The 15,999-nt window shown below is 62.7% G+C and carries 14 protein-coding genes and 1 tRNA gene; 9 read left to right on the top strand and 6 right to left on the bottom strand.

What is annotated here, in order from left to right:
* Window positions 1–10: 10 nt before the first annotated feature.
* The 3 genes from SJY18_RS01060 to SJY18_RS01050 are packed head-to-tail and all read right to left on the bottom strand — an operon-like array spanning window position 11 to window position 4,429.
* Complete coding sequence (locus SJY18_RS01060; protein WP_396668113.1) at window positions 11–1,459, bottom strand: CDP-glycerol glycerophosphotransferase family protein; 1,449 nt, start codon at window positions 1,457–1,459, stop codon at window positions 11–13.
* Window positions 1,456–2,742, bottom strand: a complete 1,287-nt coding sequence (locus SJY18_RS01055) for a CDP-glycerol glycerophosphotransferase family protein (RefSeq protein ID WP_396668112.1) — start codon at window positions 2,740–2,742, stop codon at window positions 1,456–1,458. Before SJY18_RS01055 ends, SJY18_RS01060 begins: the two co-directional genes overlap by 4 nt.
* 37 nt (window positions 2,743–2,779) lie before the next feature.
* Window positions 2,780–4,429, bottom strand: a complete 1,650-nt coding sequence (locus SJY18_RS01050) for a S1C family serine protease (RefSeq protein WP_396668111.1) — start codon at window positions 4,427–4,429, stop codon at window positions 2,780–2,782.
* A gap of 114 nt (window positions 4,430–4,543) precedes the next feature.
* On the opposite strand from SJY18_RS01050, the gene SJY18_RS01045 reads away from it, so the two are divergent.
* Window positions 4,544–5,743, top strand: a complete 1,200-nt coding sequence (locus SJY18_RS01045; RefSeq protein ID WP_396668110.1) for an aminotransferase class I/II-fold pyridoxal phosphate-dependent enzyme — start codon at window positions 4,544–4,546, stop codon at window positions 5,741–5,743.
* Window positions 5,744–5,746: 3 nt separating this feature from the next.
* Here the strand turns inward: SJY18_RS01045 and SJY18_RS01040 are convergent, their stop codons facing one another.
* A complete protein-coding gene (locus tag SJY18_RS01040) occupies window positions 5,747–6,568 on the bottom strand; it encodes a carbon-nitrogen hydrolase family protein (protein ID WP_396668109.1) in 822 nt (273 codons plus the stop codon).
* 101 nt (window positions 6,569–6,669) lie between these two features.
* On the opposite strand from SJY18_RS01040, the gene SJY18_RS01035 reads away from it, so the two are divergent.
* Window positions 6,670–6,743: transfer RNA gene (locus SJY18_RS01035), tRNA-Met, on the top strand.
* Window positions 6,744–6,789: 46 nt separating this feature from the next.
* On the opposite strand, the gene SJY18_RS01030 is transcribed toward SJY18_RS01035, so the two are convergent.
* The gene (locus tag SJY18_RS01030; protein WP_396668108.1) at window positions 6,790–7,260 is read right to left on the bottom strand and encodes a MarR family winged helix-turn-helix transcriptional regulator; all 471 of its coding nucleotides are present in this window, start codon (window positions 7,258–7,260) and stop codon (window positions 6,790–6,792) included.
* Between the two features lie 73 nt (window positions 7,261–7,333).
* On the opposite strand from SJY18_RS01030, the gene idi reads away from it, so the two are divergent.
* The 7 genes from idi to SJY18_RS00995 are packed head-to-tail and all read left to right on the top strand — an operon-like array spanning window position 7,334 to window position 12,955.
* Window positions 7,334–7,891: an isopentenyl-diphosphate Delta-isomerase gene (gene idi / locus SJY18_RS01025; protein ID WP_396668107.1), complete on the top strand. Its 558-nt coding sequence runs from the start codon at window positions 7,334–7,336 to the stop codon at window positions 7,889–7,891.
* The gene (locus SJY18_RS01020) at window positions 7,888–8,943 is read left to right on the top strand and encodes a polyprenyl synthetase family protein (protein WP_396668106.1); all 1,056 of its coding nucleotides are present in this window, start codon (window positions 7,888–7,890) and stop codon (window positions 8,941–8,943) included. The genes idi and SJY18_RS01020 overlap by 4 nt, the downstream gene beginning before the upstream one ends.
* Window positions 8,940–9,821: a phytoene/squalene synthase family protein gene (locus tag SJY18_RS01015; protein WP_396668105.1), complete on the top strand. Its 882-nt coding sequence runs from the start codon at window positions 8,940–8,942 to the stop codon at window positions 9,819–9,821. The genes SJY18_RS01020 and SJY18_RS01015 overlap by 4 nt, the downstream gene beginning before the upstream one ends.
* Window positions 9,818–11,389 (top strand): phytoene desaturase family protein, encoded by a 1,572-nt coding sequence (gene crtI, locus SJY18_RS01010; protein WP_337338221.1) that lies wholly within the window; start codon window positions 9,818–9,820, stop codon window positions 11,387–11,389. The genes SJY18_RS01015 and crtI overlap by 4 nt, the downstream gene beginning before the upstream one ends.
* A gap of 2 nt (window positions 11,390–11,391) precedes the next feature.
* A complete protein-coding gene (locus SJY18_RS01005) occupies window positions 11,392–11,751 on the top strand; it encodes a lycopene cyclase domain-containing protein (RefSeq protein ID WP_396668104.1) in 360 nt (119 codons plus the stop codon).
* Window positions 11,748–12,065, top strand: a complete 318-nt coding sequence (locus tag SJY18_RS01000) for a lycopene cyclase domain-containing protein (protein ID WP_396668103.1) — start codon at window positions 11,748–11,750, stop codon at window positions 12,063–12,065. Before SJY18_RS01005 ends, SJY18_RS01000 begins: the two co-directional genes overlap by 4 nt.
* Window positions 12,062–12,955: a prenyltransferase gene (locus tag SJY18_RS00995; RefSeq protein ID WP_396668102.1), complete on the top strand. Its 894-nt coding sequence runs from the start codon at window positions 12,062–12,064 to the stop codon at window positions 12,953–12,955. The genes SJY18_RS01000 and SJY18_RS00995 overlap by 4 nt, the downstream gene beginning before the upstream one ends.
* 54 nt (window positions 12,956–13,009) lie before the next feature.
* Here SJY18_RS00995 and SJY18_RS00990 read toward each other — a convergent pair whose 3' ends face one another.
* Window positions 13,010–15,931: a UPF0182 family protein gene (locus tag SJY18_RS00990; RefSeq protein ID WP_396668101.1), complete on the bottom strand. Its 2,922-nt coding sequence runs from the start codon at window positions 15,929–15,931 to the stop codon at window positions 13,010–13,012.
* Window positions 15,932–15,999: the final 68 nt, after the last annotated feature.

The raw sequence follows: 15,999 nt of genomic DNA, 5'->3' as shown, positions 1-15,999 counted from the left end.
GGGCTTCAGCTCAGTCGGAAACCGGTCCGATCAAGTTTTGGTCAAGCATTCGAGATACGACGCGCTCTGCGGCGTGACCGTCATCCCGCGAATTGAACTTGGCCTGCCAGCGCTCGTACTTGGAAGCGAAGGCGGCCGCATTGTTCTCAGCGATCGCCGCAATCAGCTCCGCTTGCGTACTGACCACAGGGCCAGGCGCATGGTTGCCGAGATCGAAGTAGAAGCCTCGCAGCTCCCCTCGATAGTGCTCGATGTCTGGCACAAAGAAGTACAGCGGTTTTCCTGTTACCGAGTAGTCGAACATGACCGACGAATAGTCGGTGATGAGAGCGTCGGCGGCGAGCAGCAGCTGAGCAGTATCGGGGAACGTTGTGACGTCGATCACGCGCGAACCCTCGGCGTCTCGCCCAGGCTTCAGAGTTCGCGAGTGTCCGCGTACGAGCACGACCGAGTCTGTCGCAGCGGCCAAGGTTGCCGGATCGACGTAGTCGACGATCTCGTCGCGGTCATCACGCCACGTGGGTGCGTAGAGCAGCACATTCTCGTGTGGCTCGATGCCGAGCAGAGCACGCGTGTGCGCTCCGTCTCCGGTGAGGAGGACGTCGTTGCGCGGGTGCCCTTCGACCCAGATCGGCCGGCGCAGAAAGGCATACGCCTTGCCCATGATGCGTTCGGCATAGGCGTTCTGTGCGAGCAGGACGTTCCAACGCCACGACTCGCGCAAGACGGCGATTGCGCGACGAGGATCGAAGCCGCGGCGGTGAAGCGCGAGCCGTTTGAGGGGGGTGCCATGCCAGGTCTGCAACACCGCTTGCCCGGAGCGGCGAACAAAGCGTCGACGCAGCCAGTCGTTCACCACCAGCAGTCGAGCAGATCCGCGCGCCCGCCACCATTCAGGACTGCCCTCTACCACCGGGATTGCACCCTCTGGAACGGCTACGGACAAATCCACCACGCTCCAGTAGCGTGTCAGGCCGGGGACACGGCGCACGAGCTCACGGTCGATCGCGAGTGGGTTGCAACTGGCGTTTCGCCCATAGAAGCTCTCGAAGAACACCGCGTTCTCGAAGTTCGCAGGACGTGTCGCGTAGCGCCTTTCCAGCGCATCCTGACCCTCGCCCGAATCATAGGCCGGATCGATAGGCGGTCCTACACGAAGAACACCTGCTGAGAGTTCCGCACGCAGGGTTCCTAGCTGGGCAAGCGGCAGCGCCGAAGGCGTGTCAATCTCGGGAGACGTGCGAAAGCGATACTCCCCCGCTGGCAGCGGGAGCACGGGTCCGCCCCAGCGGGATGCGACGAGCGGCACATGTGCTGACCACGCGCCATCATTCGCGGTGATGGTTGCAGTCACCCGAGCACGTGCGCCGACGAGCTCGAGCAACTCGGGAGCGGGTCCGTCCCCGGCAAGCAGCAGCGCAACACCATCGTCGTCGGAGGTGAAACTGGCCTGAGTCATCGGGTACCTTTCGGGCTCTTGTCGGTAGCGGACGGCGTCAACCTCACGGCGGCCAGGATCGCACGGTATACCCGTTCGGTGTTGCGACCGTCATCGTATAGGTGCACTCTTTCGCTGAGTTTCTGCGCCAGCGCGACGCGTCGATCGCGCTCCGCAGCATCGCTCAAGAGCGCATCAAGCTGCGCGGCGGCTTCGACCCAGGTTGTTGCCCAGTTGTCACCCGCGACGTCACGATACCGGCCGTAGAAGCCCCGTCGACCCTCGTACTCTTCGAGGTCGGGGGCAAAGAACAACGTGGCCACCGGCACGAGCGACGCATCGTAGGCGAGCGACGAGTAATCAGTAATGAGAGCATCGAGGCCGGAGAGCAAGGGGGTGATGTCGACAACCATGTCTGCACCAAGACTTCGCACCCTGCTCGTTGAAAAGCTCGGCGTGTAGTCGCCTGCCCCCAGGGGATGAGAACGCACCAGCAGAATCGCGTCTCGCTGTTCGAGCACGGCGTGAATCCGTTGCCAGTCCTCACGGGTGGGTACGGCGGGATCGACCTCACCGTCGCGCCACGTCGGCGCGTACAGCACCAGGCGGGCCCCGCCTACCGCGCCGACGATGGACTCGATCTGAGCGATCGCGCGCTCCCGCCGTTGCGAGGGCGTACCTCGTGAGAGCACGTCAACGCGCGGCTCGCCCGTCACGGGCACCGCCGAGTCGCGCAACGAGAATGCAGATTCCAATCGCCCTCGCACGTAGTGCGATGCTGCCGGAATCAAGTCGATACGGGCCGTCGCGCGCCGATACATGAACGACAGCACAGCCTGAGGCATTGCGGCCCCCGGCAACCCACTCAGCGCGCTGGGAAGCCGCGTGGTCTCGGCCGAATCAATGCCGATCCGCTTCAGCGGAATGCCGTGCCACAGCTGCACAACGAACGCTCCAGACACCGCGTAGCGGTTCACGTCGCCAAAGCCATGGGTGACCACGACAACTCTCGCGCGAGCGGTGCGCCAGAAGCCCCTCATCGAGTGCTTGCCGACCGCGGGAATGCCCAGCGCGCGGGCTTGGGCGGCATGGGCTGCGGACCCGACGAGCCAAACGGCCTTATGGCGATTGGCTGCCGCGGCATTCCACATCTCAAGGGCGCCGTCTGCGATTCCGACTCCACATCCGAAGGCCCACTCATCGCGCGCACGGGGAATCAGTGCGGTGGCAAGTCGTCCCAACGCATACAGCGGAATGGTGAGAAGCTTTCGGGCATTCCCCGCACCGAACGAGAAGGACGCCACCCCGCGAGCCTATCGCGGAGTGGCGTCCTTCTGCGGATCAGACTGGCAGTTCTCCCAGAGTCACGGTGGCCTGCTCGGTCTGGCCATCGCGAACGTAGGTGACGGTCGCTTCGCTGCCAGCAGCAGCCGCGCGCACCTGCGCCGTGAGGTCGACCGAATCGGTGATTGGAACCCCGTTGAAGCCCGTCACCACGTCTCCGGCCTGCAGGCCGCCCGCGGCGGCCGCGCCGCCTTCGACGACCTCATCAATGTAGGCCCCGGTTATCGTGGCACCTTCGACCAGAGAAGCTGACAGCACGTTCGCACCCAAGAGGCCGTGGCTCGCTGAGCCGCTGGCGATGATCTCGCTTGATACGCGCTCGACGACGTCCGAGGGAATTGAGAAGCCCACACCGATCGATCCTGCCGTGCTCGACGAGGTTCCCGCCGAGGCGATTGCCACGTTGATGCCGATCAGGTTGCCCTCGGAGTCAACGAGCGCGCCGCCCGAGTTTCCGGGGTTGATGGCTGCGTCTGTCTGGATGACGGCGATCTTGATGGTCTCGCTCACCTGCTGCTGGGTCTCGCCCTCGCCGAAGTCAAAGAAGAATGGGCTGTCCTGCTCACCCTGCCGCTCGTCCTCGGAGTCGTCTTGGGTGCCTCCCCGACCGGTGCCGTCGGTCTCGTCTGATCCCGAGGTGTCGGGCGCGGCCGACGACGCGATCTCGATCGATCGGTTCAGCGCGCTGACGATTCCCTCGGTGACGGTGTTCGACAGGCCGAGAGGCGCTCCCACGGCGACAGTTACGTCGCCGACGTTGAGGTCAGAAGACGAGCCGAACTCGATGGGAGTGAGATCGCTGGCTCCCACGAGCTTGATCACCGCGAGGTCATAGGTCGGGTCGGTGCCAACGATCTCAGCATCAAAGACCCTGCCGTCTGAGGTCGTGACGCTGATCGTGGCGTCAGCCGTCGCGCCATCGAGGGTAACCACGTGGGTGTTAGTGACGACGTAGCCGTCTTCACTCAACACCACACCCGAACCGGTTCCGCCACCGGTCGAACTCGAAGCAGAGATGGTGACAACGCTCGGAACTACCTTCGCGGCGATCGCCGTGGTCGCTGTCACGGAGTCGGTGTCATTGACGGTGACCGTCGAGGGGCCTGCGGCAGGAATGCTGCTGCTCGGCTCGAAGAGCTGGCTTCCCGCGTAGGCGGATCCCAAACCGGCGGCACCGCCGACGATGGCAGCAGCGACCAGAAGGCCCACGAGCTTGCCCGCGCCTGAGGACTTTTTCGGGGTGGTTGCGGCGGGAGCCGATCCCGCGTTCACTGGCTGCGAAGGGCCGTCGATGGGCAACGTCGGATAGGCGTCTTGCGCTGCTGTTCCGAATGATGCGCCCGTCTGCCCGGCATACGTCGGCGGCACGGAGTGTCCCTGCGGTGGTGCGTAGCTGCGAGGCGGAGCGACCGGCGCTGGTTGGCTGGCTGCGTGAGTCGCGGCGAGCGGCGGCAGCGGAGGCGTCGGAGCCTCAGTCTGCGAAGCCGGTGCTGCCGGTGCTGCCGGTGCTGCCGGCTGGGATGGAACAGCTGGCACGTCAACCGTTGGCGGGGGCGTCTTCGCCTCCGGTGACACTGTCATGTCGCGCTCGGTTGCATCAGCGGCAGGGTTCTGCTCGTCAGGGATGTTGCCCGTGTTCTCGCTCATTGCTACTCCTTCTCGGTGTAAATCCACCATGCCCAGCGATTCTGTGTGTTTTCTATGTCGCGAGTGAGTCTCTGCTATGCGTAGGGAATGAGCCTGTCGAGTAGCGTAAACACGATGAACGAGATATCTGGAGCCTGGCGCCGCACCGCAGCCGGCGCTGGGCTGATTGACGCTGATGGCGCGGCCCGTGAAACCATCTTCGCTGAGATGTCAGCACTTGCGGCCGAAACGGGCGCAATCAATCTCGGTCAAGGTTTTCCTGACGAGAATCCACCCAACGAGGTGCTGGCGGCCGCTCACTCGGCCATGGCATCAGGCGCAAACCAATACCCACCGGGTAGGGGCATACCGCAGCTGCGCGAGGCGATCGCTTCGCATCAGCAACGTTTCTATGACCTCAAGGTAGATCCTGACACCGAGGTGCTCGTCACCGCCGGGGCCACCGAGGCGCTCGCAGCGAGTCTGCTCGCTCTCATCGAGGGCGAAGACGACGAAGTAGTCGTCTTCGAGCCGTACTACGACTCGTATGCGGCAGTGGTGGCTCTCGCGGGAGCGCGTCTGGTCACGGTGCCACTGCGCTGGCCCACCTTCCAACCCGACCTTGATGAGTTGCGCAGCGCCGTCACCGCCAAGACACGTGTGATCTTGGTCAACGATCCGCACAACCCCACCGGATCGGTCTTCGACGCCGACGTCCGCGCCGAGATCGTCCGGCTCGCCGAACGGCACGACACATGGATCATCACCGACGAGGTTTACGAACACCTGATCTTCGATGCCGCGCACGTGCCGCTCGCCACCGCGCACGACGCGCGCAAGCGGACGCTGAGCATCTCTTCTGCCGGTAAGACGTTCTCGGCAACGGGGTGGAAGATCGGGTGGATCTGTGGCCCCGCCGCTTTGATTGACGCGGTGATGGCGGTGAAGCAGTACCTCACCTACTCGAACGGCGCGCCGTTTCAGCCCGCGATTGCGGTGGGACTGAGTCTTCCCGACTCATACTTCGCCGGCATTCGACAGTCACTTCGTCAAAAGCGCGACCTGCTCGGCGCGGGTTTGGCCGCGGCGGGGTTTGAAGTCTCGGCTCCGGCTGGCTCGTATTTTACGGTGGCGGATGCCACCGGTCTGGGCGTCATCGACGGAGCAGCATTCTGTCGCGAACTGCCAGAGCGCGCTGGTGTCGTCGCGATTCCGCTCACTGCATTCACCACCTCCGCGCGCAGCCATGAGTACCGCACACTCATTCGCTTTGCCGCTTGCAAGCGCCTTGATGTGATCGAGACCGCCACCCAACGCCTCGCGGCGGCGTTCTGACGCTCAGTCCAACGGGAGCACGGTATAGCGCCGCAGAGCGAGCGCCGGGTTCACCCGGCGCACTCGCTCGATCGCACCACGATCGAGATGGGCGACGGCCACCCCGGTCGCGATGCCCGCGGCCGCAATCTCGACGCCTTGCGGATCCACAATCATCGAGTGGCCGACTCCGAGTGGTGGCGGATGATCGGACGCCGCGATGAAGATCGTGTTCTCGATCGCGCGTGCGTGCAGCAAGGTGCGCCAGTGATGCTCTTTCAGAGGACCGCGCACCCACTCCGCAGGAACCAGCACGAGCTCGGCGCCAGCGTCTACGAGAGTGCGGGCAACTTCGGGAAACCGCAGGTCGTAGCAGGTCATCAGCGCACAGGGTATTCCAGCGACGTCGAACACCTGAGGCATATCGATGTCACCACGTTCGATCCAGTCTGATTCCCGCTGCCCGAACGCATCGTAGAGATGTAGTTTTCGGTAAGTCGCCAAGACACCATGCTCGTTCACCGCGACCACGGTATTGTGCACGTGCGCGTTGTCTGCGGCACTCTCCACCAGCCCGGCGGCGATAACGATCCCGTACTGCTCAGCCATTCGCACCAGCGCGGTGGTGAATGGACCGTCGATGGGTTCTGCATTCGCGGCGAGGGATTCGTCGAACGGGTCGATGAAATAGCTGGAGTACTCAGGAAAGAGCACCAGCTCGGCGCCTCGTGAGGCAGCCTCCGCCACCAGGTCTGCCACTGCCGAGAGGTTTGCACCTCGATCTGCGATGGGAGAGAACTGTGCCACGGCAACGGCAGGCGAAGGCGTTTGGCGGTTGTGGGACATAGCGACATCCTCGCGGGTGCCCCTGGGATCGGCAAGTGAGCTGCCGCTACCGGCCCCGTTTAGACGTGCTCCAGATTCCGTGATAGAGTCTCTTCTTGTGCCGCGGGGTGGAGCAGTTCGGTAGCTCGCTGGGCTCATAACCCAGAGGTCGCAGGTTCAAATCCTGTCCCCGCAACAAAAAGAAGAAGGCGTCCCGTCACGGGGCGCCTTTTTCGTTGCTCTCAGGCGGGATCGATCGCTTCGCTGAGCTCCCCCATGAACTGGCTGATGACCTGGAGTTCTTGTTCGGAGTACGGGGTAGCAACATCACGCATCACCCGCAGATACTCCCCGAAATGCGTGAAGAACTCCTGGCGAGAGCGGTCAGTCAGTTCGACCACGCGCGAGCGTCGATCGCTTGGATGCGGTTGGCGGGTAACGTACCCGGATGCCACAAGTCGATCGAGAAGCTTCGTCGTCGACGCCGAAGAGATTCGCAAGTGTTCGGCGATGTCGTGAGGGCTGACCGCCTGTTCGCGCTGCTCGCGGATGATCAGCATGCGAAGGGTCGCAAGGTCGGTGATATTCATGTCCATCTCGCCCTTCATGCCGCCATGCATGCGGTCCATGGCATCGCTCAGCGCCCTAATGGCGTGTAGCGTGCGCATCACGACCATGTCGTGATCAGACGCAGGCATCCAGCGTTCGGCCATGTGGACAGGTCACCCATTTCCCTTGTACGATCAAGTTCACTAGATAAACTAGCAAAATACCGTGGAGGACGGAATGACCGAAGTTGATCACGTTGTACTCCTCGACGCAGAGCGGCGACAGATCGGCACCGCGCTCAAGAGCAGCGTTCACGGCACCGACACAGCCTTGCATCTCGCGTTCTCCTGTCACGTGCTGAACGAAAAGGGGCAGCTGCTCGTCACCCGGCGAGCACTCGGAAAGAAGGCCTGGCCGGGAGTATGGACCAACTCCTTCTGCGGGCACCCTCGACCGGCAGAGCCGGTGCTCTCCGGCGTTCACAGACACGCGGAGAACGAGCTCGGACTCGAACTGACCGACGTGCAGCTTGCTCTGCCCCTGTTTCAGTACCGGGCAACGGATGCGAATGGCATCGTCGAGAACGAGTTGTGTCCTGTCTACACCGCTCGCGCCACGAACGAGCCCACGCCAAACCCCAATGAAGTGCTAGAGATGCGCTGGGTTGCCCCGGAAGATCTGGCCTCTTCGCTGGCGTCAACTCCGTGGGCGTTTAGTCCCTGGCTCGTTCTGCAGGCACAGCAATTACATCTGTTCGGAAACGGACCCGCGTCGGATCTCGCCCGAGCATCATGAACGCCCTTCCGCGTGATGCCAGCGTAGACGCGGCCATCGATGAATCGATATCGCGGATACTGATTCGAACTGCATCCCTCGGGCCCGCATTCGCACTGCTTGGCGGCGCTCTTTCTCGTGCGGCGTCAGGCGGCAAGCGACTTCGGCCCGCCCTGGTCGCTGCCACGTACCGAGCCTTCAGCACCCAGTCAGAGCTACCGCCCGCCGCGTGCGCGGCCGCAGCCGCTTTCGAATTGCTGCACACGGCGTTCGTCGTACACGACGATGTGATCGATCACGATATCGAGCGACGTGGTACACCGAATGTGAGTGGTGAGTTCCGAGCGCGCGGCGAGGCACTGGGGGCTGACAGCGCCGGAGCTGCCACGCTCGGAGATGCGGCGGCCATCCTCGCGGGCGACCTGCTTCTGCACGAGGCGACGCGATTGATCGCCTTCAGCGACACCAGCGTAGAAAACCGCGAGTCGCTGTTCGCGCTCCTCGACGATGCCATTTACATATCTGCTGCAGGCGAGCTCGCCGACGTCGAAAACAGCGTGAGTGATCGCTTAGACGATCCCGACGCCGTACTCACGGCCACATTCAACAAGACCGCGGTGTATACCTTCAGCGCGCCATTGCGTGCCGGTGCGCTGCTCGCGGGGGCGTCATCCGAAGCCCTCGAGGTGCTCGACGCGGCTGGTGGTCGGCTAGGTCTCGCATTCCAACTGGTTGACGACCTCATCGGAGCGTTCGGCACCGCCGCCCAAGCTGGCCGAGAAGCAGGCAGCGACCTCAGAGAAGCCAAGCGCACCCCGCTGGTGGCGCTCGCGCGTGAAAGTACGTCATGGCCACGCGTAGACGAAGCGCTGAGCCAGGCCTACACCGGGCCTGTCGCGGTGAGAGCTGCGCAGGTTGCGTTGGAAGCGAGCGGCGCACGAGAAGATGTCAGCGCCTTGCTCAACGACGCGCTGCGCGCGGCGCGCGAGCTCTCGCAGCATCCTGCGTTGAATAATGAGACAGGCGCTCTGATCCGCCAGCTCGCAGACGATATTGCAAGGCGTACCCCGTGAATGATTCGATCGCCGCCGCTCACGACGGTCTTGAGCTCTACAACCATGTCGCCGAATCCGCTTCGGCAACGGTCATCTCTCAGTACTCGACGTCGTTTGCTCTCGCCTGTCGCTTGCTGGGTCCGAGGGCGCGCCACCACGTGAGAAACATCTATGCGCTCGTTCGAGTCGCCGACGAAGTCGTAGATGGGCCCTGCGCTGCCGCCGGGGTGCCAAGCGACACGATTCGGGTGATCTTGGACGAGCTCGAGGCCGACACACTGCGAGCGGTCGAGCACGGTTTCAGCGCGAATCTTGTCGTGCACGCTTTCGCTGCCACCGCACGCGAGTGCGGGATCGGCGCAAACCTGATCACCCCGTTCTTCGCGTCGATGCGCACTGACCTCGACGTCTCATCGCACGATGCCGCATCCCACGACGACTATGTCTACGGTTCTGCGGAAGTGGTCGGGTTGATGTGCTTGCAGGTCTTCACCAACGCTGGCAAGTCTCACCCCTCTCCCCCAGCGCCACACCTTGTCGACGGTGCGCGCCGCCTGGGAGCAGCATTTCAAGACGTCAACTTCTTGCGGGATCTCGAACATGACTCAGCCGACCTCGGGCGCGACTACTTGGGCGTCGATGCGCGCACAGTCAGCCGCACGGCAGTTCTTGATCGCATCGACGATGATCTCAGGGCCGCGGCTGCGACGATTCCGCAGCTTCCGAGGGATTGCCGGCGTGCCGTGACGGCTGCCCACGACTTGTTCGCCGAGCTTTCGGCTCGGCTGCGTGCCAACGACGGCGCCGACGCACGAGTAAGAGTGCCCAACCCAGTCAAGGCGGCACTGGCCGGCCGCGCGTGGCTCGGCATGCCCCCAAAGGAGGTTCGCTCATGAGCAACGAACGAATTCGCACGCCGCGCACGGCTGTGGTCATCGGTGGGGGCATCTCGGGTCTGGCAACAGCCGCCCTGCTCGCCGCAGAGGGGCTGTCTGTGCGACTCGTCGAAGCTCTCGACGACGTCGGTGGACGAGCCGGTTCATGGGACAGCGATGGCTTTCGGTTCGACACCGGCCCTAGCTGGTATCTGATGCCTGAGGTCTTCGAGCATTTCTTCACACTGCTCGGCACCAGCGCAGCTGCCGAACTGGACTTGATCCCGCTTGATCCTGCCTACCGCGTGTACTCCGACCCTGCAACCGAGCTCAAGCCGCTCGATGTGCGCTCGGGCAGAGAGGCTGCCACAGCGCTGTTCGAGAGCGTTGAGCCGGGCGCTGGTGACCTCCTGAACACGTACCTCGACTCGGCGCAAGATGCCTACCAGCTCTCTGTGTCGCAATTCTTGTATGACACGTACGAAGGCACCGCCGGTCTGCGCGATCCTGTGATCCTGCGGCGGCTGCCACAGCTGACGGGGTTGCTGACTCGCTCACTGGCATCACGCGTCGAGCGAGACTTCCACGACCCACGCCTGCGACAGATTCTTGAGTATCCAGCCGTTTTTCTTGGCGGCTCGCCGTACGATCTGCCGAGTCTTTATCACCTGATGAGCCACCTCGATCTCAATGAGGGTGTGCTATACCCGCGCGGCGGTTTCATCGAGGTCATCCGCGCCATCGAACGGCTCGCGTGCGCACAGGGAGTGGAAATCCAGACCGGCTCGCGGGTTGCGCGCATCGCAACCGCTGGGGGTCGCGCAACCGGAGTCGTGCTTGAGAACGGCACCACGATCGCGGCTGATCTGGTGGTGTCAACAGCAGACCTGCATCACTCTGAAACCGAGCTGCTGCCGCCCCACCAGCAGACCTACCCTGAAAAGTGGTGGGCGAAGAAGACTCCGAGCCCGGGAGCACTCTTGCTCATGCTCGGCGTCGAGGGTGAGCTGCCAGAGCTGGCACACCACACCCTTCTCTTCGCAGACGCGTGGCGCAGCAATTTCGACGACATCTTTGGTGCGAACGCCAAAATCCCTGACCCCGCGTCGCTTTACATCTGCAAGCCGAGCGCAACCGACGAAGGCGTAGCTCCTGCTGGCCATGAGAATCTCTTCGTGCTCGTTCCGATCCCCGCTGATCCCGAGATCGGCCACGGCGGTGTCGACGGCGAGGGAGATCCACGCGTGGAAGCTGCCGGTGATGCCGTGATCGACCAAATCAGCGAGTGGTGCAATATCCCGGATCTGAAGGACCGGGTGGTGCTGCGACGCACGGTTGCCCCCGGAGACTTTGCCTCGAACTTGAATTCGTGGCGGGGCAACTCGCTGGGGCTGGCTCACACTCTCGGACAGAGCGCGATCTTCCGACCTCGAAACGCCTCGCGCAAGCTTCAAGGACTCAGTTTCGCCGGCGGATCAGCTCTTCCCGGTATTGGACTGCCCATGTGCCTGATCTCTGCCGAACTCGTCGTCAAGCGACTGCGCGGTGACCGCACCGCTGGTCCCGTTGCCGAGCCCACCCGGGTCTAGCAATGCCTGGACTGTACATGGCGGCCATCCTCATATCAGCGACGGGCATCGCCATCTTGGACGCGAGGTTTCGCCTGGCGCTGTGGCGCGACGCGGTCGCAACGCTCGCTGCGGTTGCGGTCGGTGTCGCGTTCTTTCTCAGCTGGGATGCGGTGGGTATCGTGACTGGGGTGTTTGTAAAGGGCGACAGCCCCCTGTTCCTAGGTCTCGATCTCGCCCCGCACCTTCCGCTCGAAGAGGTCTTCTTTCTTACGTTCTTGAGTTACCTCAGCCTCGTGGTGTGGTCCGCCACGATGCGCTTGCTCGACCGCCCCGCAGCTCGCGGCCCGCAAGTCCGGCAAGGCGGAGCGAAGAGCCCGTGACCTACCCGCTGATCATCGTGCCGTTCGCTGTGATTACGATCATGGTGACGCTATTGAGCGCGATCAGGCCGAACTTTCGCAAGCGCATGCTCGCTTCGGCTCTGGCGGCTGCGTTCATATGTGTGCTCACTGCGATCTTCGACAATCTCATGATCGCCTCCGACCTGGTGGTTTATCCCGCCCAACACTTGAGTGGGATTTTCATAGGCCTGGCACCCATCGAAGACTTCTCATACTCTGTGTGCGCCGCGTTTCTCGTGCCAGCTGTATTTGTGCTGCTGCGGCGATCCCCTGCCGAAAGGATGCCGGAATGACAGCGCCCGTGCGCATGAGCACCGCCACCGTCGTCAACCAGCTCTTTGTGTCATCTCGACCGGTGAGTTGGATAAACACCGCGTATCCCTTCGCGGCCGCGTACCTTCTCACGACGCGCGAGATCGATCTCACGTTTATTGTTGGAACCCTGTTCTTTCTCGTGCCCTACAACCTCGCGATGTACGGCATCAACGATGTCTTCGACTACGAATCCGATTTGCGCAATCCGCGCAAGGGCGGAGCGCACGGCGCCGTGCTCGATACTCGGATGCACAGCATCACACTGTGGACAGCGGGACTGCTGTGTGCGCCCTTCCTGATCTACCTGGTCTGGGCGGGCTCCCCTGCCTCCTGGCTGGTACTGGCCGCCAGCATGTTCTTCGTCGTGTTCTACAGCGCGCCACCGCTGCGGTTGAAGGAGCGGCCGTTCGCCGATTCCGTGACCAGCAGCATCCACTTCTTCTCACCGGCCGTCTATGCCCTCGTGCTGACGGGTGCGACATGGACATGGCAGCTGACGGTGATCATCGCCGCGTTCGGGTTGTGGGGCGTGGCCTCGCACGCTTTCGGTGCAGTACAAGACGTGATGGCCGACCGCGAAGCCGATATCGCATCGATCGCTACGGCACGCGGCGCACGGTGGACGGTGCGGTTCGCGCTCGCATGCTACGCCGGCGCGGGGGTCCTGATGCTGGCCACCTCGTGGCCCGGACCACTTGCAGCACTGGTCGCCTTGCCCTACCTGGCTGCGGTGTGGCCGTATCGCGACATCACCGACGCCACCGCACATTCCGCCACACGTGGGTGGGGCCGGTTCTTGTGGATCAATCAGTTTGCCGGGTTCATCGTCACGCTGTTGCTGATCTGGTATTGGATGCTGACCGCTTAGGCACATATACAGAACGGCCCGGTTCTTTCGAACCGGGCCGTTCTCTTGTGTCAGTTACTGCTGCACACCCAGTCGAATGAGGTCTTCGACAGCTGCCGAGAGGCGCTCATCGGCCTCCGCGAATGCGGTGAGATCGCCAGCTGACAGCGCTGCGTCTCGATCAAGCATTGCCTGCTGAGCGTCATCGAGCGCTGACTGATATTCGTCAGTCAGGACTACGCCACCTGAAGAATCGTCGGGTTCAGCCGTGTCAGGCTCCGGATCAACTTCACTGCCATCGACGTCAGGCTCGGGCTGCACATCACCGTCACCCGCGTCGGCGCCCGAATCGCCACCGAAGAGCGCGTCGAGACCCTCGCTGAGGGTGTTCTCGAACGCGATGTCGGTGCCGAACGAGACCAGCACCTTCTGAAGAGTCGGAAGCTTGGTCGCACCCGACGACTGAACGAATACTGGCTGCACATAGAGCAGACCGCCACCCACCGGAAGCGTGAGCAGGTTTCCGTTCAGCACGTCAGACTGGCCCTGCTTGAGCAGGTTGATCTGTGACGAGACGAACGGGTCAGCGTCGAATGTGTTCTGAACCTGACCCGGGCCGGGAACCGTGGTGTCGGCATCGATGACCAGCATTCGCAGCTTTCCGTAGTCATCGCCCTTCTCACCTGCCACCGCGCCCGCATTTGAGTCAACCGCGAGGTAGCCCATGAGCACGTTTCGCGCATCGCCGCTCGTGGTCGCCGGGATGAACGACGTGAACATCGAGTACGTCGGCTCCTCCTGACCAGGCATTTGCATCGTCAGGTAGTACGGCGGCTGCAGCTGCGTGTCGACCTGTGGGTCGTTGGGCGTCTCCCACCGGTTGTCGCTCTGATAGAACGAACGCGCGTCATCAACGTGATAGGTGCCAAGCACGCTGCGCTGAACCTTGAAGAGGTCTGTGGGGTAGCGAACGTGGCTGATCAGATCAGCAGACATCTCACTGATGGGCTCGATCGTGGTCGGGTAGACGTTCTGCCAAGTCTGAAGAACAGGATCTTCGTCGTCCCACGCATACAGCGTCACCGAGCCGTCATACGCATCAACGGTCGCCTTCACCGAGTTGCGGATGTAGTTGATGTCGTCCAAGGCGAAGCTCGGCGACGGGTTCGATGAATCCGAGATTGCGGCGGCCAAGCTCACCGTTGACGAATACGGGTAGTTCGCACTGAGGGTGTAGCCGTCGACGATCCACACGATACGACCATCCACCACGCTGGGATAGGGGTCATTGTCGAGCGTCAGGTACGGCGCAACCTTCTGCACGCGCAGGCTCGGGTCGCGGTCATAGAGAATCTGTGAGTCTTCGTTCACCGAGTCTGAGAACAGAATCTGCTCGGCCTGGAACTTCAGTGCGTAGATGAGTCGGTTGAAGACTCCCCCAAGGCTCGGGCCACCATCACCCTCAAAGGTGGTCTTGGTCTCGCCGGCACCATCTTCACCCGACGGATAGTCGAGCTCCGCGGGCTCGGATCCCTCTGGCGCACCGACGATCGAGTACTCGGGCGAGTACTCGCCGAAGTACACGCGCGGCTGGAAGTCTTCAGAATCTGACAAGAAGCCCTGCGCTGGGATACCGCGCTCGAGGAACACGGGGTCTCCCTCGGTAGTGCGGTCGTTGCCTTTCGCCGCAACGAGGCCGTAGCCGTGGGTGTAAACCGTGGCCGAGTTGAGCCAGTCAGCGGCGGTTCCAAGCTGCTCGAGGTTCAACTCGCGTACCGACACGACGGTGTCTTGCGACTGACCATCGATCTCGTAGCGGTCCACATCGAGCGGGTCCTGGAACTGGTAGTAGGAACGGTACTGCTCGAGCTGGCGCACGGTCGGCGAGATGATTGCCGGGTCCATGATGCGGATCTGCGCCGTCGTTGCGGCGTCTTCACGCAGCTGGCCCGCGGCAGCATCCGTCTCAGCTTGGAAGTCGGCCTTTTCTAGCCCATCCACGCCGTACGCTTCCTGCGTCATGTCGACGTTGCGCTGGTAGTACTCCTGCTCAAGCGTGAATCGGTTCGGCTGCACCTGGAAGGTGTTGACCACCCAGGGGTAGCCGAGGCCGATCACGAGCGAAGCGACAACGAGCAGCGCTGTCGCCACGAGCGGATAGCGCCAGCGTCCGATCACGGCGGTCACAAAGAAGAGAATGGCAACGATGATCGCGATGACCGCGAGAATCTCTTGACCGGGGATGATCGCATTGACGCCGGTATAGCCCGGACCGGTGATGCGGTCGCCGGGTTCGGTGAGCGTCTTGTAGCGGTCAAGCCAGAGGCTGACAGCCTGCACCAGCAGGTAGAGACCCGCGATGATGGCCAGCTGAATACGCGCAGCCTTCGAAATACGCAGTTCGCGCTGCCCGACTCGTACCGAGCCATAGAGGTAAGCGACGAGCACCGTGACAAGCAGGGAGATCATCAGCACAGCGGAGATGAACGCGACAAGCGCCGAGTAGAACGGCAGGGCGAACAGGTAGAAACCCGTGTCGAGGTTGAATTGCGGATCGGTTGTCGTCGTCGCGACACCGTTGAGCCAAAGCCACGTGGTTTCCCACTGGGCAGAGGCTGCGAAGCCGGCGAAGAACCCGAAGAACACCGGAATGCCCCACATGCCCAGGCGGCGCAGCGGTTCGACGACCTCTTGGTAGCGGTCGAGTTGTGAGCTCAGTCGGGCGTATACCGGCCGCAGGCGATAGGCAAGCTGGATCGCCAGCCACACGGGCACAGCCATGCCGACGAAGCCGATGACGAACATCAGCGATCGCGCGATCCACTGGGTGATGAGAACGGAGTCGAAACCAAGCTGGTCGTACCAGAGCCACTCGGCGTAGAAGTTGGCGAACGTAAAGAACGCCACCACTAGTCCGGAGAGGATCGCAAGGGAAATACCGACTACACGTCGAGAGCGGGAAGGTGTGGCCGGTGCCGGCGCTGAGGTCGTGGTCACTATGCCATCCTAAGCATTCATCGGTAACGGGAAGGTCGCGGTCACCTGGACAACGGCCGTGACTCTCG

The sequence above is a fragment of the Microbacterium sp. R86528 genome (assembly GCF_044596335.1).
In the GTDB taxonomy this organism is placed as follows: Bacteria; Actinomycetota; Actinomycetes; order Actinomycetales; family Microbacteriaceae; genus Microbacterium; species Microbacterium marmarense.
Note: the sequence above shows the minus strand (reverse complement) of the source record. Positions and strands in the feature narration are given on the sequence as shown.

Excerpts from the sequence above, each read along its gene's own strand:
- SJY18_RS01005 (WP_396668104.1), top strand. The coding sequence starts at position 11,392 with ATGCCTGGACTGTACATGGCGGCCATCCTCATATCAGCGACGGGCATC.
- SJY18_RS00995 (WP_396668102.1), top strand. The coding sequence starts at position 12,062 with ATGACAGCGCCCGTGCGCATGAGCACCGCCACCGTCGTCAACCAGCTC.
- crtI (WP_337338221.1), top strand. The coding sequence starts at position 9,818 with ATGAGCAACGAACGAATTCGCACGCCGCGCACGGCTGTGGTCATCGGT.
- SJY18_RS01020 (WP_396668106.1), top strand. The coding sequence starts at position 7,888 with ATGAACGCCCTTCCGCGTGATGCCAGCGTAGACGCGGCCATCGATGAA.
- SJY18_RS01050 (WP_396668111.1), bottom strand. The coding sequence starts at position 4,429 with ATGAGCGAGAACACGGGCAACATCCCTGACGAGCAGAACCCTGCCGCT.
- idi (WP_396668107.1), top strand. The coding sequence starts at position 7,334 with ATGACCGAAGTTGATCACGTTGTACTCCTCGACGCAGAGCGGCGACAG.
- SJY18_RS01030 (WP_396668108.1), bottom strand. The coding sequence starts at position 7,260 with ATGGCCGAACGCTGGATGCCTGCGTCTGATCACGACATGGTCGTGATG.
- SJY18_RS01060 (WP_396668113.1), bottom strand. The coding sequence starts at position 1,459 with ATGACTCAGGCCAGTTTCACCTCCGACGACGATGGTGTTGCGCTGCTG.
- SJY18_RS01040 (WP_396668109.1), bottom strand. The coding sequence starts at position 6,568 with ATGTCCCACAACCGCCAAACGCCTTCGCCTGCCGTTGCCGTGGCACAG.
- SJY18_RS01045 (WP_396668110.1), top strand. The coding sequence starts at position 4,544 with ATGAACGAGATATCTGGAGCCTGGCGCCGCACCGCAGCCGGCGCTGGG.